The sequence below is a fragment of the Pseudomonas akapageensis genome (assembly GCF_011355085.1).
GTDB classification, from domain to species: Bacteria; Pseudomonadota; Gammaproteobacteria; order Pseudomonadales; family Pseudomonadaceae; genus Aquipseudomonas; species Aquipseudomonas akapageensis.
This window is the reverse complement of the sequence record NZ_VXCP01000038.1, coordinates 58,807-82,805: the sequence shown is the minus strand read 5'-3', so window position 1 is coordinate 82,805 and position 23,999 is coordinate 58,807. Positions and strand designations below refer to the sequence as shown.

General features: G+C 59.7%; 19 protein-coding genes and 2 pseudogenes. 15 read left to right on the top strand and 6 right to left on the bottom strand.

Annotated features, from left to right (window positions below; translation table 11 throughout):
* Nucleotides 1–28: 28 nt before the first annotated feature.
* From F2S13_RS22300 to mexE, 4 genes are all read right to left on the bottom strand, one after another.
* Nucleotides 29–313 carry a DUF3303 domain-containing protein gene (locus F2S13_RS22300; protein WP_166364874.1) on the bottom strand — a complete coding sequence of 95 codons (285 nt, stop codon included), beginning with the start codon at nucleotides 311–313 and terminating at the stop codon, nucleotides 29–31.
* A 278-nt stretch (nucleotides 314–591) separates the two neighbouring features.
* Nucleotides 592–2,019 (bottom strand): efflux transporter outer membrane subunit, encoded by a 1,428-nt coding sequence (locus F2S13_RS22295; RefSeq protein WP_166364872.1) that lies wholly within the window; start codon nucleotides 2,017–2,019, stop codon nucleotides 592–594.
* A complete protein-coding gene (locus F2S13_RS22290) occupies nucleotides 2,016–5,195 on the bottom strand; it encodes an efflux RND transporter permease subunit (RefSeq protein ID WP_166364870.1) in 3,180 nt (1,059 codons plus the stop codon). The genes F2S13_RS22295 and F2S13_RS22290 overlap by 4 nt, the downstream gene beginning before the upstream one ends.
* A gap of 12 nt (nucleotides 5,196–5,207) precedes the next feature.
* Entirely contained in the window at nucleotides 5,208–6,449 is a 1,242-nt protein-coding gene (gene mexE / locus F2S13_RS22285; protein WP_166364868.1) for a multidrug efflux RND transporter periplasmic adaptor subunit MexE, read from the bottom strand.
* A 395-nt stretch (nucleotides 6,450–6,844) separates the two neighbouring features.
* Here mexE and F2S13_RS22280 point away from each other — a divergent pair, with 395 nt between their 5' ends.
* Both F2S13_RS22280 and F2S13_RS22275 read left to right on the top strand, forming a co-directional pair.
* Entirely contained in the window at nucleotides 6,845–8,731 is a 1,887-nt protein-coding gene (locus tag F2S13_RS22280) for an LTA synthase family protein (RefSeq protein WP_166364866.1), read from the top strand.
* A gap of 531 nt (nucleotides 8,732–9,262) precedes the next feature.
* Nucleotides 9,263–10,516 carry an NHL repeat-containing protein gene (locus F2S13_RS22275; RefSeq protein WP_178119042.1) on the top strand — a complete coding sequence of 418 codons (1,254 nt, stop codon included), beginning with the start codon at nucleotides 9,263–9,265 and terminating at the stop codon, nucleotides 10,514–10,516.
* 168 nt (nucleotides 10,517–10,684) lie between these two features.
* Here the strand turns inward: F2S13_RS22275 and F2S13_RS22270 are convergent, their stop codons facing one another.
* Together F2S13_RS22270 and F2S13_RS22265 are read right to left on the bottom strand one after the other, a co-directional pair.
* Entirely contained in the window at nucleotides 10,685–11,110 is a 426-nt protein-coding gene (locus F2S13_RS22270) for a nuclear transport factor 2 family protein (protein WP_166364864.1), read from the bottom strand.
* A gap of 136 nt (nucleotides 11,111–11,246) precedes the next feature.
* Complete coding sequence (locus F2S13_RS22265) at nucleotides 11,247–12,164, bottom strand: LysR family transcriptional regulator (RefSeq protein WP_166364862.1); 918 nt, start codon at nucleotides 12,162–12,164, stop codon at nucleotides 11,247–11,249.
* Nucleotides 12,165–12,628: 464 nt separating this feature from the next.
* On the opposite strand from F2S13_RS22265, the pseudogene F2S13_RS22260 reads away from it, so the two are divergent.
* From F2S13_RS22260 to F2S13_RS22200, 13 genes and pseudogenes are all read left to right on the top strand, one after another.
* Nucleotides 12,629–12,951 (top strand): annotated as a pseudogene (locus F2S13_RS22260) (beta-ketoacyl synthase chain length factor).
* Nucleotides 12,927–13,736, top strand: coding sequence for a lysophospholipid acyltransferase family protein (locus F2S13_RS22255; RefSeq protein WP_166364860.1), 810 nt, complete (start codon nucleotides 12,927–12,929; stop codon nucleotides 13,734–13,736). Before F2S13_RS22260 ends, F2S13_RS22255 begins: the two are co-directional and overlap by 25 nt.
* On the top strand, nucleotides 13,717–13,998 hold the full coding sequence (locus tag F2S13_RS22250; protein ID WP_166364858.1) for a phosphopantetheine-binding protein: 282 nt from the start codon (nucleotides 13,717–13,719) through the stop codon (nucleotides 13,996–13,998). The genes F2S13_RS22255 and F2S13_RS22250 overlap by 20 nt, the downstream gene beginning before the upstream one ends.
* A complete protein-coding gene (locus tag F2S13_RS22245) occupies nucleotides 13,985–14,239 on the top strand; it encodes an acyl carrier protein (RefSeq protein WP_166364856.1) in 255 nt (84 codons plus the stop codon). Before F2S13_RS22250 ends, F2S13_RS22245 begins: the two co-directional genes overlap by 14 nt.
* Nucleotides 14,240–14,249: 10 nt before the next feature.
* Nucleotides 14,250–14,459, top strand: a pseudogene (locus tag F2S13_RS22240) (COG4648 family protein); the annotation flags it as partial.
* A 121-nt stretch (nucleotides 14,460–14,580) separates the two neighbouring features.
* Entirely contained in the window at nucleotides 14,581–15,315 is a 735-nt protein-coding gene (locus F2S13_RS22235; RefSeq protein ID WP_166364854.1) for a glycosyltransferase family 2 protein, read from the top strand.
* Nucleotides 15,312–16,259, top strand: coding sequence for a lysophospholipid acyltransferase family protein (locus F2S13_RS22230; RefSeq protein ID WP_166364852.1), 948 nt, complete (start codon nucleotides 15,312–15,314; stop codon nucleotides 16,257–16,259). The genes F2S13_RS22235 and F2S13_RS22230 overlap by 4 nt, the downstream gene beginning before the upstream one ends.
* Entirely contained in the window at nucleotides 16,240–17,784 is a 1,545-nt protein-coding gene (locus F2S13_RS22225) for an HAL/PAL/TAL family ammonia-lyase (protein WP_166364850.1), read from the top strand. Before F2S13_RS22230 ends, F2S13_RS22225 begins: the two co-directional genes overlap by 20 nt.
* Nucleotides 17,777–18,367, top strand: a complete 591-nt coding sequence (locus tag F2S13_RS22220; RefSeq protein WP_166364848.1) for a LolA family protein — start codon at nucleotides 17,777–17,779, stop codon at nucleotides 18,365–18,367. The genes F2S13_RS22225 and F2S13_RS22220 overlap by 8 nt, the downstream gene beginning before the upstream one ends.
* Complete coding sequence (locus F2S13_RS22215; RefSeq protein WP_166364846.1) at nucleotides 18,351–20,690, top strand: MMPL family transporter; 2,340 nt, start codon at nucleotides 18,351–18,353, stop codon at nucleotides 20,688–20,690. The genes F2S13_RS22220 and F2S13_RS22215 overlap by 17 nt, the downstream gene beginning before the upstream one ends.
* Nucleotides 20,687–21,847 carry a cation:proton antiporter gene (locus F2S13_RS22210; RefSeq protein ID WP_166364844.1) on the top strand — a complete coding sequence of 387 codons (1,161 nt, stop codon included), beginning with the start codon at nucleotides 20,687–20,689 and terminating at the stop codon, nucleotides 21,845–21,847. Before F2S13_RS22215 ends, F2S13_RS22210 begins: the two co-directional genes overlap by 4 nt.
* Nucleotides 21,834–23,087 carry a tryptophan 7-halogenase gene (locus F2S13_RS22205; RefSeq protein WP_166364842.1) on the top strand — a complete coding sequence of 418 codons (1,254 nt, stop codon included), beginning with the start codon at nucleotides 21,834–21,836 and terminating at the stop codon, nucleotides 23,085–23,087. Before F2S13_RS22210 ends, F2S13_RS22205 begins: the two co-directional genes overlap by 14 nt.
* Nucleotides 23,084–23,983, top strand: a complete 900-nt coding sequence (locus F2S13_RS22200; protein WP_166364840.1) for a polysaccharide deacetylase family protein — start codon at nucleotides 23,084–23,086, stop codon at nucleotides 23,981–23,983. Before F2S13_RS22205 ends, F2S13_RS22200 begins: the two co-directional genes overlap by 4 nt.
* Nucleotides 23,984–23,999 lie beyond the last annotated feature (16 nt).

Below are 23,999 nucleotides of genomic sequence, written 5' to 3'. Positions count from 1 at the left end.
CAAGCCCGGTCGCCGGGTTGCCGATGCGCTAACCCTGTTTGAGCACGTCCACCATCAAAGGACCAATCTGCTCGTCGGTCATTGCCGGATAGACGTCCATGTCGAGCACGTCACTCCAGTTCAGGACCCATTTCTGCAGCAATGCCAGGTCATTGGTTTCAACTACACCGAACCCGGTTCGACGGCCGACGGCGTGCCAACGGCCAAGCATCTTCACGCCATCAGGGGCGGGAGCGCCGCCGGACTCGATAAATCGTTTCATTGCATGATTGCGACAATCGTGCCTGATCGTCCAGCTGAGGACAAATAACATGGGCCACCTCCGGATAAGGTCGGCACCCTTTGGCTGCGCGCATGGCTGGTGCCGTGACCATGGCGACCTCCAGGGATTTCGGCGTCCAATAGGTAGGAATAGCAGGTGGAGGGCCGTCCCGTACGACCACTGATCGTGGGCACCGGAAATCGCGTGAGGAACGCTGTCCCTGTAGCCGCTGCCGCAGGCTGCGCTCGCCTGCAACGCAGGCGCAATTGGAGGTCCTGCGGACCTCAGCGCAGCCTGCGGCAGCGGCTACAGGGGATCGGCGAACGAGGTTAGTACGCCGAGGCCACCGTCTCCGGCTGCCAACCCCCACCCAATGCCTTGTAGATCGAAACGATCCCCTGATACAACTCGACTTCCGCCTGCGCCTGCTCGTCTTCAGCGTTGAGGCGTTCGCGCTGGGCATCGAGCAGCACCAGGTAGTCGGAAGTGCCTTCGCGGTAGCGGACCTCGGCCAGGTCAGCGGCCTTGCGGCTGGACTCGCTCTGGCGGATCAGCGACAGCAAGCGTTGCTGGCGTTTGCCATAGTCGCTGAACGCATTTTCCGATTCTTCCAACGCCAACAGCACTTGCTGCTCATAGGTCGCCAGCGCGCCCTCGGCATCGGCGTCGGCGCGGCGGATTTCTGCGCGCACGCTGCCAAGGTCGAAGGCCGCCCAGCTGATGGTCGGGCCCAGGGTCCAGGCTTTGGCCGCTGAAGAACCGATCTGCGAACCACGCGCGGCAGTAAAGCCGAGGAAGCCGCTGAGGCTGACCCGTGGGAACAGGTCTGCCGTGGCGACGCCGATACTGGCTGTGGCGGCAGCCAGCTTGCGTTCGGCGCTCATCACATCGGGACGACGACGCAGCAGTTCACCAGGATCGCCGACCGGCAGGGCCTTGGCGATGGCCGGCAATTGCGCCGGGCTCAGGTCGACACTGAGCTGGTCGGGACGTTGCCCGAGCAGCGTTGCGATGCGATTGCGTGCTCGGACCTGCTCGGCCTGCAGCCGTGGCACAGTGGCTTCGACCGCCGCCAGGCGTGCATCGGCGCGAGTCACGTCCAGTTCGTTGCCGACCCCGGCTGCGCGCAGGTTCTCGGTAATGCCACGCGACTCCTCCTGATTCTTCAGGTTGGCCAGGGCGATTTTCTCGCGCAGTTGCGCACCGCGTAGTTGCCCATAGGCATCGACCAGTTCGGCAATCAGGGTCACTTGCAACTGGTTGAGATCGGCGGCAGCAACCTGTGTTTCGGCATCGCTGACTTCGATCTCGCGCTGAATGCGTCCGAACAGGTCGACCTCCCAGGCCATGTCCAGGCCCAGGTCATAGCGCTCGATGTTGACCCGGTGATCGGTCTGGCCGGGGATCTGGCTCTTGCCCAGGTCACTGCTGGCGCGGGCGGTCACCACGGGCAGATTGTCATTGCTGACATCATCGCGGATCGCCCGGGACGCTTTCAGGCGGGCGTAGGCCACGCGCAGTTCACGGTTGCCCTTGAGCGACTCACTGACCAGCTGGTTCAAGGTCGGGTCCTCGAACTGCCGCCACCAGATCGCGTCGAAATGACCGCGATCGAACTTGCCCTGAGCCTCTGTACCTTCGGCGGCACTGATGTGCGCCGGAGCGGTCTGCGGTGTCTTGTAGTCGGGCCCGACCGTGCACGCGGCCAGGGCCAGCACCAGCAGACTGGGCATAAACAGCTTGATACCTACACTCATGCCTGGCTCTCCAGTTTCAACAGTTTTGCAGTCTTGCGTGCTTCGCCGCGCTCCACATAACGGCGGATCAGAACAAAGAACACCGGTGTCAGCAGCAGGCCGAAGAAGGTCACCCCGAGCATCCCGGAGAACACCGCAACACCCATGGCATGACGCATCTCGGCACCGGCACCGGACGACAGCACCAGCGGTACCACACCCATGATGAAGGCAAACGAGGTCATCAGGATCGGCCGCAGACGCAGGCGGCAGGCTTCCAGTACCGCGCTGAGCGGGTCGAGGCCTTCTTCCTGCTTGTCCTTGGCGAACTCGACGATCAGGATCGCGTTCTTGCACGCCAGCCCCACCAGTACGATCAAGCCGATCTGGGTGAAGATGTTGTTATCGCCACCGGACAGGATCACCCCGGTGATGGCCGACAACAGCGTCATCGGTACGATCAGGATCACCGCCAGCGGCAGGCTCCAGCTTTCGTACTGGGCAGCCAGTACCAGGAAGGCCAGCAATACACAGAGCGGGAACACGAACAGCGCGGTGTTGCCGGCCAGGATCTGCTGGTAGGTCAACTCGGTCCACTCGTAGGTCATGCCGTTGGGCAACTCCTCCTTGAGCAGCTTCTCGATGGCTTTCTCGGCCTGGCCGGAGCTGTAGCCGGGGGCCGCTGCGCCATTGATTTCGGCGGTGACGAAACCGTTGTAGTGCATGACCCGATCCGGCCCCGCGGTGTCGCTGACCTTGATGAAGGTCGCGAGCGGAATCATCTCGCCGACATTGTTGCGCACCTTCAACTGACCGATCTGCTCGGCCTCCAGACGGAACTGCTGCTCGGCCTGGACGTTGACCTGATAGGTACGGCCAAAGCGGTTGAAGTCGTTGGCATACAGCGAGCCCAGGTAAATCTGCAGGGTGTCGAAGATGTCACTGATCGCCACGCCATGGGTCTTGGCCTTTTCCCGGTCGATGGCGGCATCGACCTGGGGCACGTTGACCTGGTAGCTGGTGAACAGGCCGGCCAGTTCCGGCACGCTGCGGCTCTTGGCGATGATGTTCTGGGTTTCCTTGTACAGCGCTTCGTAGCCCAGGCCGCCACGGTCTTCGATCTGCAGGCGGAAACCGCCGATGGTGCCCAGGCCCTGAACCGGCGGCGGTGGGAAGATCGCAATATAGGCATCCTGGATGTCGGCGAACTTGGCGTTCAGCGCGGCGGCGATGGCGGCGGCCGACTGGCTCGGGTCCTTGCGCTCATCAAACGGCTTGAGCGGGGTGAACACGATGCCGCTGTTCGGGCTGTTGGTGAAACCATTGATCGACAGCCCCGGGAACGCCACGGAGTTGGCCACGCCCGGTTGCTCCAGGGCGATTTCCGACATCTTCTTGATGACCGCTTCGGTGCGATCCAGGCTGGCGGCATCCGGCAACTGGGCGAAGGCCACCAGGTATTGCTTGTCCTGGGCGGGCACGAAGCCAGTCGGGGTGGTGGCAAAGCCCAGCCAGGTCAGGACCATGAAGCCTGCGTAGAGGACCAGGGCGATGCCGCTGCTGCGGATGACCCGCGTCACAGTGCCGACATAGCCATGGCTGGCACGGTCGAAGAAGCGGTTGAACGGGCGGAACAACCAGCCACCGAGCAGCCTGTCGAGGAACTTCGAGAAGCGATCCTTGGGCGCGCTGTGGTCCTTGAGCAATACGGCGGCCAGGGCCGGCGACAGGGTCAGCGAGTTGAAGGCCGAGATCACCGTGGAAATGGCGATGGTCAAGGCGAACTGCTTGTAGAACTGCCCGGTCAGGCCGGAGATGAACGCCGCCGGCACAAACACCGCACACAGCACCAACGCCGTGGCGATGATGGGGCCGGTCACTTCACGCATGGCCCGCTTGGTGGCTTCGACCGGCGTCAGCCCCAGGCCGATGTTACGTTCGACGTTCTCCACGACCACGATGGCGTCGTCCACCACGATACCGATGGCCAATACCAGCCCGAACAGCGACAGGGCGTTGAGCGAGAAGCCGAACAGGTGCATCACGGCAAAGGTACCGATCAGCGATACCGGCACGGCCACCAGGGGGATGATCGAGGCGCGCCAGGTCTGCAGGAACAGGATCACCACCAGCACGACCAGGATCAACGCTTCGAACAAGGTGTGCACCACCGCTTCGATGGAACCGCGGACGAAGATGGTCGGGTCATAGACGATGCTGTAGTCCATGCCTTCGGGGAAGGTTTGCTTCAGCTCGGCCATCTTGGCCCGGACTTCGTTGGAGATTTCGATGGCGTTGGAGCCGGGACGCTGGAAGATCGGGATCGCCACGGCCGGCTGGTTGTTGAGAAGCGAGCGCAGGGCGTATTGGCTGGAGCCCAGCTCGACCCGGGCAATATCCTTCAGGCGCGTGATTTCGCCGTTGGCCCCGGAGCGGATGATGATGTTCTCGAACTCTTCCTCGCTGACCAGACGGCCCTGGGTGTTGACCGAGAGCTGAAAGCTGGTGGCATCGGGGGCGGGCGGTGCGCCCAGTTGGCCGGCAGCGACCTGACGGTTCTGCTCGCGGATCGCACTGACCACGTCTGTGGCGGTCAGGTTGCGCGAGGCCACCTTGTTCGGGTCGAGCCAGATCCGCAGCGAGTAGTCGCCCATGCCGAACAGCTGCACATCACCGACACCGCCCAGGCGCGCCAGCTCGTCCTTGATGTTGAGGATGGCGTAGTTGGACAGGTAGAGCATGTCGTAGCGTTTGTCCGGCGAGGTCAGGTGCACGACCATGGTCAGGTCGGGCGAGGCCTTGTCGACCGTGATACCGATGCGCGTCACTTCCTCGGGCAGCTTGGGCTGGGTCCGGGTTACCCGGTTCTGAACCTGCACCTGGGCATTGTCCAGGTCGGTGCCCAGGGCGAAGGTGATGGTCAGGGTGATCTTGCCGTCAGCGGTCGATTGCGAGGACATGTACAACATGTTCTCGACCCCGGTGATGGCCTGCTCCAGCGGCGCGGCCACGGTTTCGCCGATGACCTTGGGGTTGGCGCCGGGGAAGTTGGCGCGCACGACCACGGTCGGCGGTACCACTTCCGGGTATTCGCTGATCGGCAACTGGAACAACGAGATGCCGCCGGCGATCAGGATCAGCAGCGACAGCACCGCGGCGAAGATCGGCCGGGAAATAAAGAACTGGGAGAAATTCATGGGCGTGATCTCTTAACCGCGTGGAGTCGCAACACTTGCCACCTTCTCGGTCGCAGCCGGGGTGACGCGTGGCGGGTTGCTGGCTTCAAGGGCCTGGCGTTGCTGGGCGAGGGCGGCAATGGTCGCGTCGCTGGCCATTGGCGTGTCCTGCGGCTGCACGGGGGAGCCCGGGCGGACGCGTTGCAGGCCTTTGACGACGATGCGGTCTTCCTTGCTCAGGCCGCTGCGCACGATGCGCAGGCCTTCGAGTTTCGGACCCAGTTCGACGGCGCGGTAGGTGGCCTTGTTGTCGGCATCCATGACCAGCACGAATTTCTTGCCAAGGTCTGTGCCGACCGCTTCATCGTTGATCAGTACGGCCGAGTACGTGGCGCTGCCGACCAGTTTCAGGCGGGCGTACAGACCGGGGGTGAAGCTGCCGTCGCTGTTGTCGAACACCGCACGACCGCGGATGGTGCCGGTCTTGGGGTTGACCTGGTTGTCGACGAAGTTCATCTGGCCCAGGTGCGGATTGCCGTCTTCGTTGGACAGCCCCAGGTAGACCGGGGTGGTCTGGCCGCGCTGGCCCTGGCGCGCCAGTTGGGTGTACTTGAGGTAGACGCGTTCGTCGGCATCGAAGTAGGCATAGACCTTGTCGGTTGAAACCACGCTGGTCAGCGGCGTGCTATCGGCGTTGACGATGTTGCCGGCGGTGATCAGGGCACGGCTGACCCGGCCGCCGATGGGCGCGGTGACCCGGGTGAAGCTCAAGTTCAGCCTGGCTACATCCAGCTGCGCCTGAATGGCGGCGACGCCGGCACGAGCTTCCTGGGCAGCGGTTGTGCGCGACTCGGCCAGCTCCGCGGAAATCGCATTGCTCTCGCGCAGGCGTTCGCCGCGCTGGGCTTCGTTGGCACTGCGCACGGCGGTGGAGCGGGCTTGTTGCACCTGGGCTTCGAGGCGGCGGACTTCGGCCTCGAAGGGGCGCGGGTCGATCTGGAACAGCAGGTCGCCTTTCTTGACCAGGGCACCTTCGGTGAAGGCGACCTGATCGATCTGCCCGGATACCCGTGGGCGAACCTCTACGGTCTCTGGCGCTTCCAGGCGCCCGGTGAATTCGTCCCATTCATTGATGGGTTGTTCCAGCACCTTGGCCACACTGACTTTGGGCGCGGCCGGAGCCTGGGTGGCCTCCGGGGCACGACCACACGCGCTCATCACCACAACTGCCAAGGCGGCAAGGGGATAGCGCAAATGTTTGAGTGACTGTTCCATGGGGAGTCCGCCAATTTATTAAGATTGGGCGGATGATGCGAGCTTGAGCCATCAACGACGAATCGAACGGGGCGAAGTTAATTATCAGCCGGAATGATATGAGGGGCTGGGGCGTAAGCGCTCCATAAACCCCACATCAAAGGCACCACCTGATCCCCGATGCTGTGCTCCCGATTCCTTTCCGAAGCCAGCACCTCAAGACGGCCGCAGCCCTGCAAGCGGCAAAAAAACGATGCGACCCCTGATGCCATTGCTCACTCAAGCCCCGGGTTTTCTTGCCCAAACAAAGACTGGGTGCTTAAGTTGATGAATAGGGGGGCTGCCGGGGGCAGGCTCCCTGCCGGTCTCTCGTTTCAAATGTCGCACTTTTTCTATAAATTCGGGGGCTGAACAGTATGTGGAAAAGAACATATTTATTAAACATAACGTTGCTTTTTGCCGTTTCTCTTTTTCTTGTGCCGAAGATTATTTTGATAGAGTTTTTTTCTTATAGGTGGATTGATACTGGGGCGCGCAGTGTTTTTTTGTTCTTGTTGCAGGACTTGATTCTTTCGGCAATTGTATATCTGGTGGCAATGGCTGCAATAAAAAAGAATAAGCTTTATTTTTATGTGCTGAGTATTTTCTCGGGTGTTTTATTGCTATGTCTGTTATTGGACATGAGGGTTAGAGAGCTATGGCTCAAACCGTTGGATTTGCCGCTTGTAAAATACAGTTTGCAAAATGCAAGTGATTTGGCTTCGGGGGTGGAAATATTTTTAAATCAATCTTCCGGGTTTGGATTTACTTTTAGATTCATTGTGTTTGTTCTCTTTCTTGCTTACCTGGCAACTTGGCTTCTGGTTGGATTGGCCGCCTATAAAATACATGGAAGCAAAAGTGCAGGAAAAGAGAGAAAAAGCAAATACGGAGCAATGTTTATATTGCTCTTGTCAGCCATGTTTTTGTGGTCGGCCTATACGGGAGACGCTCGCTACGACTTGAATAAGAATATTTTCATAAATCCTTTGGTTGCTACCGTCAGAAACACCATCTCTTTAGGTGCTGTTCAAGATGAAGCCCTGCTGGAATTTGAACAGCCAACGTATCCTTTGTCAGCAATCAATCATATTCAAAGGCTTGATCCTCAACCCACTCCAGAGTTCAAGAATCTAGTATATGTTGTCCTGGAGTCGGTGCGGTGGAACAGTATTTTTGGTGCGGGTGTAAAAACCGCTGAAAAATATCCAGTATTTGAAAAGCTTGCTCGGGAAGGAATGCTTTTTAAATCGTATGTGTCTGTCCCTCATTCATCTAAAGGCTATTACTCAATACTTACCGGGTTGCACGCGTACCCGGATATTGAAATTAAAGAGGCGATGCGCCTCTATCAGCCTAGTATCATTCATGAATTAAAAAAGAAAAAAAATATGGAGGCGGTTGCATTTAGTTCATTGTTTTTACAGTTTGAAAATATGGGTGGTTTTTTAAGGTCCATAGGCGTGTCGAACGCGTATGAAGCTTCTGATATGGCTCTGGGTAAAATTCAGCCACAAAACAATAGCAGCTTTGGCGAAAGTGATGAATATTTGTTCTCCGCAAGTGTTTCGCACCTGGAAGATATTGCTAAAGAGGGTAAAGGGTTCATTGCGCTGTATTTTCCAACCGCCGCACATTACCCGTATAACTGCACTAGCGATCCAGCTTCACAGGTAGCGATAAAAAAATACGAAGAATGCATAATGAAAATAGATGCCCTGATAGGTGGAATGTTGGATGCATTCGACAAGTCAGGCATTCTTGACTCAACATTGTTTGTGCTTGTTGGAGATCATGGCGAATCTTTTGGGGAGCATGGGACGTTTATTCACAACTCCTCCATGCACGAAGAGGAAGTTACGGTGCCTTTGATATTTTGGGCGAAGGGTAAGGTGTTGCCCAGGAATACATCAACAACAAGTCAGCAGATTGACATCGCACCAACAATTGCTGATTTTTTTGGAGTGACTGATTCTTCTCTCAATGTACAAGGCGTTAGTTTGTTGAGGGAGCAGGGGAGGCGAGTGTTTTTCATGTCTACTTTTTTTAATGAGCTGGCATCGGCATTAGTCGATCATCCCTATAAATACATATACGAATATGGTCCCGGCACTATTGCAAAATATAATATTGTAGACGACCCTCAAGAAAAATCGCCTCAACCCGTCCTTGGCAGCGAATTCAATGCCATTAAAAACAGATTGCTTTCTTATGATTTATACCAAAAAACTATTTTTGCAAAAAAACCTGAGCCGACTGAATGACTTCAATCATGGTTGTTTTGTCATTGTTCAGTAGCCTGGCAACCTGAACAGGTGTCCAGAATTACTTGACCCGTTCAAGCCAGCTCCCACAGGGGACACCAACACACCTGTGGCAGCTGGCGTGCAACTCCTCGGCCCGCTTACCGCCGGCGGCGCAGGCCAGACTAATCGTACTCCAGCAATGGCGTGGCGAAGGGCAACTGCATCAGGGTAAGCCCTTGTCCTGTGGAGACCTTCCTGACATGAACGCCGCACGGATTTGGTTTGTCCGTCAGACGGCGTGGCGACCGCCGGTCTCCTGAGCACTGATATCGTTTTGACATATTGATGGGCACATCTTTACTTACGCGAAACGCCCAGCGGGCGCTCTAGCGCGGTCGCTGGGCGTCTGGTGCTGACGATGCCAACGGCGAGTCGCTGTAGTGGGTATGGGCGTTCGTTCCCACTCATCTACAAGGATCGATGCCTATGCATGCCCCTCGCGTAAACATATATTCAATCTTCAGCGCACTATTGCTGGTGCTCTGTTCAATGCTGGCGCTGGCCGGAGCATTGGGCGTGCGCAGCGCGCTCAGTGCCGACGTTCTGTATATCGGCGATGCCGCTGACAAGACCGTCAAGCGTTTCGACGCCGTGTCGGGGGTTTTCCTCGATGGCGACCTCGATCCATCCAATAATCCGGACGCCTTCGTGCGCTCAAAAAGCGGCGGGCTGGATGGCCCCCGGGGCATGTTCGTGGATGGTGATCAATTAGCGGTCGCGAACGAGAATGTTGAAAGTAGAGAGGCTGGTGCGGTCCTGCGCTACAACCGCGACACTGGCGCCTTCCTGGGGGCATGGGTTCCTTCTACGGACAAGAATGCCCCGTTTGCACCGTTCGGCATCGTCCGTGAGGCCTTCCCGGAAAAGGTACTTTACGTCGCGAGCAGTGTGTCCAGCCACGGCAACTCACCGGGAAAGCTCTTGACCTACAACTCAAATGGCGCATTTCTAGCCAGCTTCAGGAGTGTGTCGTCGCACGGTGACTTCCATCCCCGGGGTATTGTGTTTGGCCCTGACGGACTGGTCTACGTTTCGGTGCAGAGCCTGAAGAAGGACGGCCTGGGCGGGGAAGTCATGCGTTTTGCCGCTGACGGCAAGTTCATCGGCACTTTCATCTCCGACAAGGGTGGGGTGGGCCAGCTCAATCGGCCGGAGGGCCTGGTCTTCGGCCCCGACGGTCGGCTGTATGTCACCAGCATCAGGGCCAATTCCAACGATACGGACTCGATCCGCATCTACGATCAGACCGGCAAATTCGTCGACAAGATCAATCTTTATGAGCCAGGCAAGGACCGCGTTTTCGCCCAGGCCCTGTTGTTTGGACCGGAAAGGAAACTGTTCGTGCCCATCACCAACACTGGAGAGGTTCGTCGCTACGACGTGGCGAGCAAGCAATACCTGTTGTTTGTCCCCCCGGCCAGGAGCGGTGGCCAGCTGCGCGAGCCCTGGTATTTGACCTTTGGCGCTACCGACGCGAAAACGTTGAATTACCAGGAGGTTGCTGCGGGCGGGCCTAACCTGCAGCGGTGCATCTGCCAGGATGGCACGACCCTTGATATTTGCGCACAGGTGGATTGCGATTCCGGTCCGGCACAAGATGCAATCTGTGCCCCGGCCTGCGAAGGTCGGGGCGGTGAAGCGGCGACGGGGTGCATCCCCGATGATCCCCAATGCGCGGCCCAACACCAGTCACCGGCGGGCGCCTTGGGCACTAGGCAGCCCGCTGGCCCGCTCGGGCGCTAAGTTGGCGGATGGTCGCAGAACCTGGCATCAGTCGCGCATCGAGCACAGTGGTTCACTGTTTGCGCGACTGACCTTCAACCTCCGGGGGCAAGGGATTTGTCCTGGAGTGTGGGGGTTGAAACTGGAAATCCGAGATCGTCGTGCATTCGCTGAGGGCATTCTCAATTTTCAGAAAAGATCTGTCGGCTGCTTGATTTCTTCGTCCAGCGCATGAGCCGCTTGAATCGGATCGAAGTACTCCCGGATAAACTTGAGCCTTCCGTTTTCGACTTCCTCAAACAAAACGTAGGCTTGTCTGTAGATTCGACCTGTCGTCTTGATCCTTCCTTCGGCCTTTACTTGCGCGACTGCTTTTGAATCATCAGCAAAGGCATTGATCTGAAGGTCGTAAAAGCGAAAGTCTTCCACCGCTCCGATGAACCAGCCGACGTGACCCAGCACTTCATCTCGCCCCGTCAATCGGCTCGGATGCCCGAGGCCCGCGGCGTAGGGGAGTTCCCAGACAATGTCGTCCGAGATAAGCGATTTCCATTTTTCAGGGTTGGCGACAAATGTGTCGAAGTGCGCCTGAAGCAGAGCTTGAGCCTGGTTCATCTTTCGCCTCCAAGGCTTTGATAGCCGGTTCGCAGCGATTGCTGCTCTTGGTCGAAAGAATGTCCCATGGATCTCGGTTCGGGAAAACCCGATTAATTTCGATGTGCAGGTTCTATAAAATCGACAAGTAGCACGCTCAAGTGGATGCCTCCTGCGCGGAGCCTTGTTGAACGAAGCGGTCAATCAACCACCTCGCGGCGGGGCCCGGTGGCAGATCCGTGCGATAGATGACGTCGAAGTAATATTTTCCGCTTTGGTATTCCGGTATGTTCAGCCGCACGAGTCGGCCGCTATCCAGATCTTCCTGGACCATCGGGGCTGGCATGTTCCCCCAACCAATGCCTTCACGCAGCAACATGTGCTTGGCTCCCAGGTCCGCCAGCCGCCAGGTACGGTTACTGAGAACGGCGAAATCCTTGTCCTTGGTCAGGAGCGAGCGATCGGACAGCACCAGTTGAGTGAACTCTCGCCCGGCGCCCGGAGCGTTCGAGTCGCTTGAAGCCAACGGATGATGCGGGGCTGCCACCGGAATCAATTCGACACTGCCGACGCCAATTCTTTCGATATCACTGATTCCTTCATTCATTGGCCCGCTCACGCCGACTATCGCGCCGCGGTTGAGCACCAGCTCAGTGACGGCGCCGAGCGCTTCCATGTGGAGGTGAAGGGCAACCGTGGGGAATTCCTCTCGAAAGGATTTGAGTGCGTCCACGACACGCTCGGCGGGAAGCATCACATCGAGCACGACGTGAACTTCAGCTTCGAGCCCCTGAAGCAGGCCTTTGACCTTGGCGCGTAATCCATGAATACCGTTGGCGATGGTTCTGGCTTCGGCCAGCACGGTGCGGCCGGCCTCGGTGAGCTGGGGCTTGCGTGTTGTCTGGCGGTCAAACAGCGACACGCCGAGCTGCATTTCCAGGTTGGCGATTGAATAGCTGATGACCGAGGTGGCTCGATGAAGTTTTCTGGCGGCCCCTGCAAAACTGCCGACTTCCACGACCGTCAGGAATACGCGCAGCTGGTCCAGCGTCGGTGTGCCAGGGTCAGAGATCATGCCTGTTTCCTCGAACGTATCGGTCAATATTAACCGGGTCTTACTAAAAGCCACATCAGTCCAGTTTGCTGAGCAAGGCCGATATGTATCTCGCGGAGCATCTGCCGACGATTGTTCAATGACTCGTCTGACGTTGGGCATGAGCAGATACAGTGGCGATGGATTTAATAGCTACAGTCAGGCGTGTGGAGGGCCGAACGATCCGGTCGACGCCCCTGAGCCTGGCCCAACGACCTTTTTTTTGCCGATGAACGACATGGCACACCGAACAAAATGTAGCCAGTATTTGCTACAAGCCAGCCGCACCGCGATAATGCCCGCCACTCGGCTTTAGCGCCATGTCGGGGCAGTCGTCGGTCAATGGACTCACCGCGTCAAGGAAGCCCGCAGGGGGGAGGGGATGAGTTTCAGTGATCACATTCAACATCGCCCAATGTCGCGCCTGAGCCCCTGGGCTCGAAAGCGTGGACGATTGGCAAGCCTGGAGCCGACAACCGGTCGTGCTCAAGAGCAGCGGTGCCGCCCCCGACGTGTCTTTTCTGCCCGCCATGCAGTGCCGCCCGCAGCCTATTGCGCCTGGATCGACGATGTGCCGTTCCCTTACGCGGTCGGTCTACTGATCACGCCCGGCAATCAGTGGCAGCTGTCCCTGAACAGCGCGTCGGATGCGTTGTCAAAGACACTTTGGCCCCACGCACTGAGCCTGTTGCGTGCGTTGCACGGCCAGCAGACCACCTGCCAACATGTCTGGAAAAATCGTGAATGGATCTGGCAACACAACCTGTGACCGATAAAAACCGCGACGCCTACTACTGGCGCCTGCTGGCCACCGCCGCAAGCTTCGCCCTGTTCGGGTGGAGCGGGCTGTGGCTGCGGCTGGTGGTTTTCCCGGTTCTCGGATGCCTGCCGGGCGATGCCCAAACCCATCGGCAACGGGCGCGGCAGACCGTCAGCCGCAAGTGCCGCTCTTTTTTCCGGTTCATGGCTCGCACAGGCGTGCTGACCTACGACATCCAGGGGGCGGAAAAACTCGGCCGCTCAGGGCAGATGATCATCGCCAATCATCCATCGTTGATCGATGTCGTGTTCCTGCTCGGTCTGGTGCCCCACGCCAACTGCGTGGTCAAGAAAAGTCTATGGGAAAATCCCTTCCTCCGTGGCCCGCTAAGCCGCACCGAGTACATCAGCAATGACGGCAGCATGGACATGCTCGATGCCGCTGCCGATGCACTGAAAAGCGACCAGACCCTGATCATCTTCCCCGAAGGCACCCGTACCCAACCCGGCCAACCGCCAGCCTTTCATCGGGGCGCGGCGGTAATTGCCCTGCGTGGTGCGAAAGTTGTCACCCCGGTGATCATCAAGGTCAACCCGACTACCCTGACCAAGGCCGAGCCTTGGTACCGGATTCCCAAACGCCGCGTGCACTTCAGTCTCTGCGTAGGGGCTGATATAGACCCACAAGCCTTCGCAGCGCTCGGCTCCCGACCTAATGCCTCGCGCAAACTCAATGATTATTTCCACCAATACTTTATTAGGGAACTCGCCGAAGATGAGCGATCTGAAGCGTGAGATAAAAATGCTGATCATCGACGTCCTGGGTCTCGAAGACATCAACGTGGACGACATCGGCGACGAACAGACGCTGTTCGGCGAAGGCTTGGGCCTGGACTCGGTCGATGCCCTGGAGCTCGGCCTGGCGATTCAGAAAAAGTACGGCATCAAGATCGACTCTGAAGCCAACGACACACGCGGTCACTTCTCCAGCGCGGCGAGCCTTGCGGCGTTCGTCACTGCAACACGGGCCTTGAGACCGGACTATGCAAACTCGTGACGACATCTTCAACACCCTGCGCGATGCCTTGGTCGAACACTTTGAGCTGGAACCCGAACGCGTGAACCTGGACTCCAACCTGTATCAGGACCTGGAAATCGACAGCATCGACGCGATCGATCTGATCAGTCACATCAAACGCCAGACCGGCAAGAAAATCGCCGCCGAAGAGTTCAAGTCGGTGCGTACCGTCAGCGACGTGGTCGAGGCGGTCTACCGTCTGGTTCAACCGGCCCCATGAGTCGACTGATTTGCCGGACAAGGCGATTGTTTATACCCGCCAGGTGACGATTGCCTGGAGTGTATTTTTCCTCTGTAACGGTTTGCTCGCCGGCGCCCTGACTCTCTGGGCGCCGTTGAGTTGGTGGATGATTTACACCGGCCTGATCTCCTACGGGTTGATGGGTTTGCTGTTTGCCATTGAATGGCTCATACGACAACGGGTACGAGGCCCCCCATGAATTGGATAAAACTTGAGCATCTGTTGCTCAAGGCTCAAGCGGAACGCGCCGTAACGGCGGCTCCGGCGCTCAGTTACACCGACCACCTGCTCCAATGGGCGGATTTTGCTGGAGACTGCGCATGCACAACCCCTGTGCCGTGATCCCGGTCTACAACCACGAAACCGCCGTCACGACCGTGGTCGATGCGCTGCTCGCAAGCGGCCTGCCGTGCATTCTGGTCGATGACGCCAGCAGCCCGGTCTGTGCGGCGGTGCTTGAGCGACTGGCCCAGCGCGACCAGGTCTTTCTGATCAAACTCGCCGTCAATCAGGGCAAGGGCGGTGCCGTCATGAGCGGGTTTCGCGAAGCCTCGCGCCTGGGCTTCAGCCACGCTGTGCAAGTGGACGCCGACGGCCAGCATGACCTCAATGACGTCGAGTCCTTTATCGAGCAGTCGCGCGCCCATCCTGACGCGCTGATCTGTGGCTACCCGCTGTATGACGCCAGCGTGCCGAAGGGCCGTTTGTACGCCCGCTACCTGACTCACGTCATGGTCTGGATCAACACCCTTTCGTTGCAGATTCGTGACTCCATGTGCGGTTTTCGCCTCTATCCGTTGCCACCGACCCTGGCGCTGATCGACTCGACGAAAATCGGCAAACGCATGGACTTCGACTCAGACATCATCGTGCGCCTGGCCTGGCGCAATCTGCCGATGCGCTGGCTGCAGACCCGGGTTCACTACCCCCTGGATGGTGTCTCGCACTTTCGCATGTTCCACGACAATGTACTGATTACGAGCATGCACACCCGCTTGTTCTTCGGCATGCTGCTACGGGCGCCGGCAATCCTCTGGCGACGGTGGCGGGCATGAGTATCAATGCAGACAAAGAGCACTGGGCCAATCACAAAGAACGCGGCAGCTTTTGGCTGATGAAATTCATTGCATTCTGCGCAAAAGTGCTGGGGCGTCGGCTGTTGAGCCCGCTGCTGTATGGCATTGTCTTGTATTTTTTCCTGTTCGGTCGCAGCGCCCGCCACAGCGCCTGGCGCTACCAGCAACGTCTCGCCGACTGGAGCGACCGCAACGAATTGCGCCCGACCCATTGGCGGGTGTTCGGTCAGTTCATGGCCTTCGCCGATTCCATGCTCGACAAGCTCGACGTGTGGAACGGCAAGCTGAGCATCGAGCAAATCGAAATCATCGACCCGGCGCTGTTGCGCAATCAGTTGCGCGGTGAACGCGGGCAGATGCTGGTGGGTGCGCACCTGGGCAATCTCGAAGTCTGCCGGGCCCTCGCCGAACTTGGCGAAAGGGTCACCATGAACGTGCTGGTGCACACCAAGCACGCCGAGCGTTTCAATCGTCTGCTGGGCGAAGCCGGGGCGACCAATTTGCGGCTGATCCAGGTCAGCGAACTGGACCCGGTGATCATGCTGCAACTGAGCCAGCGTCTGGAGCGTGGCGAGTGGCTGGCGATTGCCGGCGACCGCGTACCGCTGCACGGCGGGCGCAGCGTGACGGTTGACTTTCTCGGTCATCCGGCCGCGTTCCCCCAAGGCCCCTGGTTGCTGGCCGGTCTGTTGAAGTGCCCGGTCAATTTTCTGCTGTGCCTGAAGAAACCAACGGGCGACTATCGACTGTACATAGAGCCCTTCGCCGACGCGGTGGTGTGGAAGCGCAGCAACCGCGAGCAAGTGATTCACCAATGGGCCACGCGCTACGCCGAACGCCTCGGCCAGGGTTGCCTCGAAGCACCCCAACAATGGTTCAACTTTTACCCATTCTGGAAGACCGATGACGACGCATCTGCTTGAGCGGGTTACCTTCGGCGAACGCCCTTTGCGCATCGAAGAGGTGCTGGCCCTGGCCAATCGTCAGGTGCCTGTGCAATTGCAAAGTGACAGCGAATACCGCGAACGCATCGCCAAGGGCGCACGGTTCCTCGATTCGTTGCTGGACAAGGAAGGCGTGATCTACGGTGTGACCACTGGTTACGGCGATTCCTGCGTGGTCGCGGTGCCGCTGCAGCATGTCGAAGCGCTGCCGCGTCATCTGTACACCTTCCACGGCTGCGGCCTGGGCAAACTGCTGGATGCCCAAGCCACCCGCGCGGTGCTCGCGGCGCGCTTGCAGTCGCTGTGCCAAGGCGTTTCCGGGGTTCGCGTGGAACTGCTGGAGCGCCTGCACGCGTTCCTCGAACACGACATTTTGCCGTTGATCCCGGAAGAGGGATCGGTAGGCGCCAGCGGTGATCTGACGCCGCTGTCTTACGTGGCCGCTACCTTGTCTGGCGAGCGCGAAGTGCTGTTCAAGGGCGAACGTCGACAGGCCGTCGATGTACACCGCGAACTCGGCTGGGAGCCGCTGGTACTGCGGCCCAAGGAAGCCCTGGCGCTGATGAACGGCACGGCGGTGATGACCGGCCTCGCTTGCCTGGCTTTCGCCCGTGCCGACTACCTGCTGCAACTGGCCACGCGCATCACCGCGCTGAACTTGGTCGCTCTGCAAGGCAACCCGGAACACTTCGACGAGCGCCTGTTCGCCACCAAGCCGCATCCTGGGCAAATGCAGGTCGCCGCGTGGTTACGCAAGGATCTGGCGATCGACGCGCCGACCGCGCCGCTGCATCGCCTGCAAGACCGTTATTCGCTTCGCTGCGCACCGCATGTGCTCGGTGTGTTGGCCGACAGCCTGAACTGGCTGCGTTCGTTCATCGAGATCGAACTCAACAGCGCCAACGACAACCCGATCATCGACGCCATCGCGGAGCGCGTGCTGCACGGCGGGCATTTCTATGGCGGGCATATCGCCTTCGCCATGGACAGCCTGAAAAACCTCGTGGCCAACGTCGCTGACCTGCTTGACCGCCAACTCGCGCTGCTGGTGGACGAACGCTACAACCACGGTTTGCCGAGCAACCTGTCGGGCGCCAGCGCCGATCGGGCGATGCTCAACCACGGCTTCAAGGCGGTGCAGATCGGCACTAGCGCCTGGACCGCCGAAGCGCTGAAAAACACGATGCCGGCCAGCGTGTTCTCGCGCTCTACCGAATGCCACAACCAGGACAAAGTCAGCATGGGCACCATCGCCGCCCGCGATGCGATCCGCGTGCTGGAGCTAACCGAACAGGTCGCCGCCGCGACCCTGCTGGCGGCCAATCAAGGCGTCTGGCTGCGCAGCCAGGCGCAAGACGCTCGTGCATTGCCGCCTGCGTTGGCAGCCATGCACGAGGAACTGGCCAAGGACTTCGCGCCGGTCATCGAAGACCGCGCCCTGGAAGGTGAATTGCGTCTGTGCCTGCAACGTATTGGCGAACAACACTGGAGGCTGCATGCGTAGCAGGGGATTGATGCTGTTGCTGGTTTTCTCATCGCAGGCCTTCGCCTTTGACCTGCAACAGCTGAGCGATCAACTGGCCAAACCGAGCGTGATCCACGGCAGCTTCATTCAGGAAAAACACCTGCGTGCGCTGCCGCAGCCGCTGACCAGCAAGGGCACGTTTGTGCTGGCCAAGGATCACGGTTTGCTGTGGTTGCTCAAGATACCGCTGCAACAGGATTACCGGATCAACGCCAAAGGCATCGCGCGGCGTGATGGCAGCGGCTGGCAAATGCTGCCGGGCAAGAGCGCCGGCGCCGAGCAGAACCGTATATTCCTTGCCGTACTGCAAGGCGACAGCAGTGGGCTGCAACGGGATTTCGAGCTTTCGCTGAGCGGCGAAGCGCAGAACTGGAAGCTCACGCTGACCCCGCGTTCAATGCTGCTCAAGCAGGTGTTCAATCAGATCAACATCGACGGCGGCGAACTGGTGCAGCGCATCGAACTGTTGGAAACCCAGGGCGACAGCACCGTTTTGCGCATGCAGGACATTACCAGCGCCGCCCCGTTGAGCGACGCGGAGCAACATGACTTTGCCGAGTGAACGGATGCTCCCGCGGCTATTTCTGACCCTGCTGATGGCAGTGCTCGCGCTCGCCGGCTGGCAATGGCACGACGGCGCACCGCTGTCGGCCAACCTGATGGATCTGGTCCCGGGCACCGCACCGGATGCGCTGGAGCTCAAGGCCGAACAGCGCATTCAGGAACCGCTGAACCGCGAAATGCTGGTGCTGGTCGGCCACGCCAATCGCCAGCAAGCCATCGCCATGACGAAAAAACTCGGCGAACAGTGGCTGGCCAGCGGCGTGTTCGAAAAGGTCCAATGGAACCTGCAGGCCGATCTGCCCGCACTGCGCACGCAACTGTTGCAAGGTCGGTTGGCGATGCTCTCGGCGGCGGATCGGCAACAGTTGATCGAGCAACCGCAAGCCTTCATCCAGCAGCGTGTACAAGCGCTGTTCGACCCGTTCACCGGTTTCAGCCTGGTGCCGAGCCAGGATGACTGGTTCGGCCTGACCGGACGCATTCAGAACAGCCAGCCGCAGCACGGCTCCGTACAACTGGACATTGGCAGCGGTGCATTGGTCGCTGACGCCGACGGCAAAAGCTGGGTGCTGCTGCGAGCCCGCACCAGCGGCAACGCGTTCGACATGCAGCTGCCGCTGAAAGTCGCCGAGCAGCTCTTGCACAGCCGTGAAGAAGCAGCCCGGGCCGACGTACAGCTACTGGCCGCCAGTGGCCTGCTGTACGCCGCCCACGGTCAACAGCAAGCGACCCGCGAGATCACCTGGGTCGGCGGTGGTGCGACCCTCGGCATCCTGTTGCTGCTGCTGTTGGCGTTCCGCAGGCTTCGGGTGTTGCTAGCCTTCGTTCCCGTCCTGGTCGGCATGCTGTTTGGCTCGGTGGCCTGCGTCGCGCTGTTTGGCCATATGCACGTGATGACCCTGGTGCTGGGCTCGAGCCTGATCGGCGTCGCGGTCGATTACCCACTGCATTACCTGTCCAAGAGCTGGAGTCTGAAACCCTGGCACAGTTGGCCGGCGCTGCGGTTGACCTTGCCGGGGCTGACCCTGAGCCTGGCGACCAGTTGCATCGGTTATCTGGCGCTGGCCTGGACTCCGTTCCCGGCGCTGACCCAGATCGCCGTGTTCTCTGCTGGCGGTTTGCTCGGTGCTTACCTGTCGGCGGTTTGCCTGTTGCCAGCGCTGCTCAAGGGTACGGATCTACGACCCGCACAGTGGCCGCTGCGGGTTGCCGAGTTTCTGTTGAGTGTGCGCCAGGCGCTGCTCAAGCGCGTGCGCAGTTCGGTCCTGCTGGTGTTGGTCCTGGCCTTTTGTGCCGGTGGCCTGTGGCACCTGACAAGCAAAAATGACATTCGCCAGTGGGTCGGTGCACCACCGCAGTTGATGAGCGAAGCGCAGACCATTGCGCGTATCACCGGCTATCAACCCACCAGCCAGTTTTTCCTGGTGCGCGCGGCCAATCAGCAGCAACTGCTCGAGCGCCAGAAAGCCCTCGGCGAACGGCTGGATCTGTTGGTCAAGCAGGACAAGCTCAAAGGCTACCTGGCGTTGAATCAACTGGTCAGCATGCCATCCGAGCAGCAACAGGTTCGCGAGGCCCTGAACAAACTGCCGGCATTCTGGCAACCGCTGCTGGATCTCGGTATCCCGGTCACCGCACTGCAAGCGGAACTTGCGCAGTTGCAAGCGCTGCCGGTCGAAGACGTTGCCGCAGCGCTGGTCGGCCCCTTGGCCGAGCCGTGGCGCCCGCTTTGGCTGGGAGCCACGGATGATGGCGTGGCCGCGATGGTCAGCCTGCAAGGCTTGAATGATCCGGCGCTGCTGCGCGTGCAGGCACTGGACCTGCCAGGTGTGCAGTTGGTGGACCGCCTGGACGACTTGAACCACGTCTTCGCGGCCACCCAGATCAGCGCCGCTGAGCTGAAGCTGCTGTCGTGTGTATTGATCGTGCTGTTGTTGATTCTGCCCTTCGGCGTTGGTGGCGCTCTGCGGCTCGTCGCACTGCCGTTACTGGCGGCGCTGTGCAGCCTGGCCAGTCTCGGCTGGCTGGGGCAGCCGCTCACGCTGTTCAGCGTGTTCGGGCTGCTGCTGGTGACGGCGATCAGTGTCGATTACGCGATCCTCATGCGCGAGCAGATCGGCGGTGCTGCCGTGAGCCTGCTGGGCACGCTGCTGGCGGCAGCAACCACGTGGCTGTCCTTTGGCCTGCTGGCGATTTCCAGCACGCCAGCGGTGAGCAACTTCGGCCTTTCGGTGAGCCTTGGGCTGGCCTTCAGCTTCATCCTCGCGCCGTGGGCCAGACCTTCGGCGCACGCCGCGCCAGTTGCGGAGCCTGCAGCATGATGATCCTTCTGTTCTGGCTACTGGCCCTCGCGCTGTTCGCCGTGGCGACTCGCGTTGGGCGTCATTTCGGGTTGATCCCGATTGTCAGCCAGTTGCTGCTGGCGACGTTCGGCCTGCCGTTGTTGATGTATTTCTGGATTGAACCGAACTGGCAGTTGAGCGGCGCCGCGCTGGTCTCGCCAGACTGGCTGAAAAACCTCTACAGCCTGAGCTTCGCGCTGCTGCTGGGGCACATCCTCAGCGATGTGATTGACCTGAAGCTGGACCGCCAGAGCCTGAAAATCGCCCTGCCCAGTTTCAGTATTCCCTTCGTCTGTGGTCTGGCGACGGCCCTTTGGCTGCTACCGGCTCAGCCGTGGTTGAGCTCGCTGGCGGTGGGCCTGCTGTTCGCGATCACCGCGATTCCGGTGCTGTATCTGTACCTGCGACACATCAACTATCCAGAGCTTGCTACTCGCCGCCTGGTGCAAACCGCGATCCTCATCGACCTGACCTGCTGGTGCCTGTTCGCCTTCGCCCAAGGCAGCCTGCACCTGAGCAGCCTGTTGCTGCCGCTGGCCGGTGCCTGTCTGCCGTTGCTGCTGCGTCTGCTCGGGTTGCGCCAGCCGCTGTTGCACAGCCTGGGCTTCTTCGCGCTGCTGGTGGTAGCGGAACACTACAAGCTCAATGCGCTGATTTTCGGCATCGGTTATCTGCTGTGCATGGCCGCCCTCAAGCTGCCACTGGTACTGCCATTGAAGGCAGCCTGGATGAGCCGCTTGCAGAACGGCATCGCGATTCCGCTGATCCTGACCTTCGGCATCGTGCAGATCAACGTGCACAGTGCCTTGGACAGCCTCGGCTGGGCGCAACTGGGGGCGCTGCTGGTGTTTCCCATCGCCAGTAAACTGCTGGGTAACTGGCTGGGCCTCGGCTGGGCCGGTGCGTCCTTCGCCGGCGCCAGCCGCTGGCGCGAAAGCGTGCTGCTGAACATTCGCGGCTTGAGCGAGATCGTCTTTCTCAACCTGCTGCTGCAACAACAGCTGATCAGCCCGGCACTGTACTTCGCGCTGATGCTGATGGGTTTGATCGCAACGCTGCTGCCGGCACTCGCCGGTCTGCACCGAATTCCCTCACAGGTCGCCGCCCCGGCAAGGAGCTCCAGTGCCAACAGTTGATATGGAACGACGCCAGGTCATCGTTATCGGTGCCGGCCCATCGGGCGCCATCGCCGCCGCGCTGCTCAAGCGTAACGGCCATGACGTGCTGATCATTGAACGTCAGCACTTTCCACGGTTTTCAATCGGCGAAAGCCTGCTCTCGCACTGCCTGGATTTCGTCGAAGAAGCCGGCATGCTCGAAGCGGTACAGGCCGCCGGTTTTCAGCTGAAAAACGGCGCGGCGTTCGCCTGGGGCGAGCGCTACAGCACGTTCGATTTCGGCGACACTTTCAGCAACGGCAAGCCGACCACCTTTCAGGTCCAGCGCGCTGATTTCGACAAATTGCTGGCTGATCAGGCCGTGCTGCAAGGGGTGGAAATCCGCTACGGCGAGACGATCATCAGTGCCAACTTCGAGCTGGCGAACCCCCAGCTCAATGCTCGCCGTGAAGACGGCAGCGAATACCGTATCGAAGCCGACTTCGTGCTCGACGCCAGCGGCTACGGCCGCGTCTTGCCGCGCCTGCTCGACCTTGAAGCACCGTCGAATTTCCCAATGCGCCAGGCAGTGTTCACCCACGTCGAAGACCACATCGACAGCTCGCACTTCGACCGTGAAAAGATCCTCGTCAGCACGCACCCGAACCAGCGTGATATCTGGTTCTGGACCATCCCGTTCAGCAATGGTCGCTGCTCGGTGGGCGTGGTCGCCGCGGCCGAGCACTTCGAAGGCCGCGGCGACGATCTCGATGCGTGCCTGCGCGGTTTCGTTGGCGAAACCCCGAGCCTGGCCACGGTGCTGGAAAACGCCGTTTGGGACACGCCTGCGCGGACCATCGGCGGCTACTCGGCCAACGTCAAAACCTTGCACGGCCCGGGCTTCGCCTTGCTCGGCAATGCCGCAGAATTCCTCGATCCGGTGTTTTCCTCCGGTGTCACCATCGCCATGCGTTCGGCGAGCATGGCCGCCGGCGTTCTGCATCGCCAGCTGCAAGGCGAAAGTGTGGACTGGCAGCGCGAATTTGCCGAACCACTGAAGCGGGGTGTCGACACTTTCCGCTGCTACGTCGAAGGCTGGTATGCCGGGACCTTCCAGGATGTGATCCACCACCAGGGCAGCACACCGGAAATCCGTCGCATGATCAGCTCGATCCTCGCCGGTTACGCCTGGGACGAACGCAATCCGTTCGTCAGCGAGCCCAGGCGTCGGTTGCGCATGCTGTCAGAAATTTGCGCGAACGATGCGCCAATAACATGAAATTGATCGCCAATATTCTATTTGCCCTTGCCGCTACGGTCGCTCTCAGCGGCTGTATCGGCCCGCCGATCGAACTGACCCCGAAGACCGAGCAGATTCTGCGTTCGACTCCACCGATCCGTTTTCTGCTGACCTTCGACGACGGTCCAAGCGCGTCCGGTTTTTTCAATCCGACAAGTGCCATTCTCGACGTGCTGGCCAACAACCCGATCGAGCCGGGCATCAAGGCCGTGTTTTTCGTGCAGACAGAAGCACCCCGGGCCGGTGGCAGCGAACTGGGGCGCAAAATCATGCAGCGTGAAAATGCGGCGGGACACATCCTGGGCTTCCACACCGCGACACCGTGGCATACCAATCACCGCTCGCTCTCTGCGCAAGAACTCGAACAGGCGCTCACACTGGGCTCGGCGGACATTGCTGCCATCACTGGCAGCGCACCGGTGCTGTTGCGCCCGCCGTTCTGGAATTACGACAAACGCACCTTTGCCGCGTATCAACGACACAACTTGAAGGTGTTGCTGACCGACCTGAGCGCCAACGACGGTAAGATATGGGGCTTCAACGGCAGCCCACGCCGGCGTGCCAATCTCCTCAGGCAAATGTCCGAGGTGCGCGAACGGATTGCGGCCGGAGAACTGCCGACGGTTGATGGCGTCATTCCGGTGGTCGTGACGTTTCACGATCTCAATCGCTACACGTCCTGGCATATTGAGGAATATCTACAGATTCTGCTCGACAGCGCGCGCGAGACCGGTGTGACCACCGCCGCCAAACCTTTTTACGACGAACAGGCAGCCTTGCAACGTGCCGCCCTTGCCCGTACGGTTCGCGATGCCAACCAACCGGTCCATTTACCTGGCATATGGAGTTGGTTCTGGGACAGCAACTCCCATTGAGAATGGGGAATCTGTG

Coding starts and splice junctions, on each gene's coding strand:
- F2S13_RS22300 (WP_166364874.1), bottom strand. CDS start 313: ATGTTATTTGTCCTCAGCTGGACGATCAGGCACGATTGTCGCAATCAT.
- F2S13_RS22215 (WP_166364846.1), top strand. CDS start 18,351: ATGACTTTGCCGAGTGAACGGATGCTCCCGCGGCTATTTCTGACCCTG.
- F2S13_RS22290 (WP_166364870.1), bottom strand. CDS start 5,195: ATGAATTTCTCCCAGTTCTTTATTTCCCGGCCGATCTTCGCCGCGGTG.
- F2S13_RS22210 (WP_166364844.1), top strand. CDS start 20,687: ATGATGATCCTTCTGTTCTGGCTACTGGCCCTCGCGCTGTTCGCCGTG.
- F2S13_RS22250 (WP_166364858.1), top strand. CDS start 13,717: ATGAGCGATCTGAAGCGTGAGATAAAAATGCTGATCATCGACGTCCTG.
- F2S13_RS22270 (WP_166364864.1), bottom strand. CDS start 11,110: ATGAACCAGGCTCAAGCTCTGCTTCAGGCGCACTTCGACACATTTGTC.
- F2S13_RS22225 (WP_166364850.1), top strand. CDS start 16,240: ATGACGACGCATCTGCTTGAGCGGGTTACCTTCGGCGAACGCCCTTTG.
- F2S13_RS22265 (WP_166364862.1), bottom strand. CDS start 12,164: ATGATCTCTGACCCTGGCACACCGACGCTGGACCAGCTGCGCGTATTC.
- F2S13_RS22220 (WP_166364848.1), top strand. CDS start 17,777: ATGCGTAGCAGGGGATTGATGCTGTTGCTGGTTTTCTCATCGCAGGCC.
- F2S13_RS22275 (WP_178119042.1), top strand. CDS start 9,263: ATGCTGGCGCTGGCCGGAGCATTGGGCGTGCGCAGCGCGCTCAGTGCC.
- F2S13_RS22230 (WP_166364852.1), top strand. CDS start 15,312: ATGAGTATCAATGCAGACAAAGAGCACTGGGCCAATCACAAAGAACGC.
- F2S13_RS22200 (WP_166364840.1), top strand. CDS start 23,084: ATGAAATTGATCGCCAATATTCTATTTGCCCTTGCCGCTACGGTCGCT.
- F2S13_RS22245 (WP_166364856.1), top strand. CDS start 13,985: ATGCAAACTCGTGACGACATCTTCAACACCCTGCGCGATGCCTTGGTC.
- F2S13_RS22295 (WP_166364872.1), bottom strand. CDS start 2,019: ATGAGTGTAGGTATCAAGCTGTTTATGCCCAGTCTGCTGGTGCTGGCC.
- mexE (WP_166364868.1), bottom strand. CDS start 6,449: ATGGAACAGTCACTCAAACATTTGCGCTATCCCCTTGCCGCCTTGGCA.
- F2S13_RS22235 (WP_166364854.1), top strand. CDS start 14,581: ATGCACAACCCCTGTGCCGTGATCCCGGTCTACAACCACGAAACCGCC.
- F2S13_RS22255 (WP_166364860.1), top strand. CDS start 12,927: ATGGATCTGGCAACACAACCTGTGACCGATAAAAACCGCGACGCCTAC.
- F2S13_RS22280 (WP_166364866.1), top strand. CDS start 6,845: ATGTGGAAAAGAACATATTTATTAAACATAACGTTGCTTTTTGCCGTT.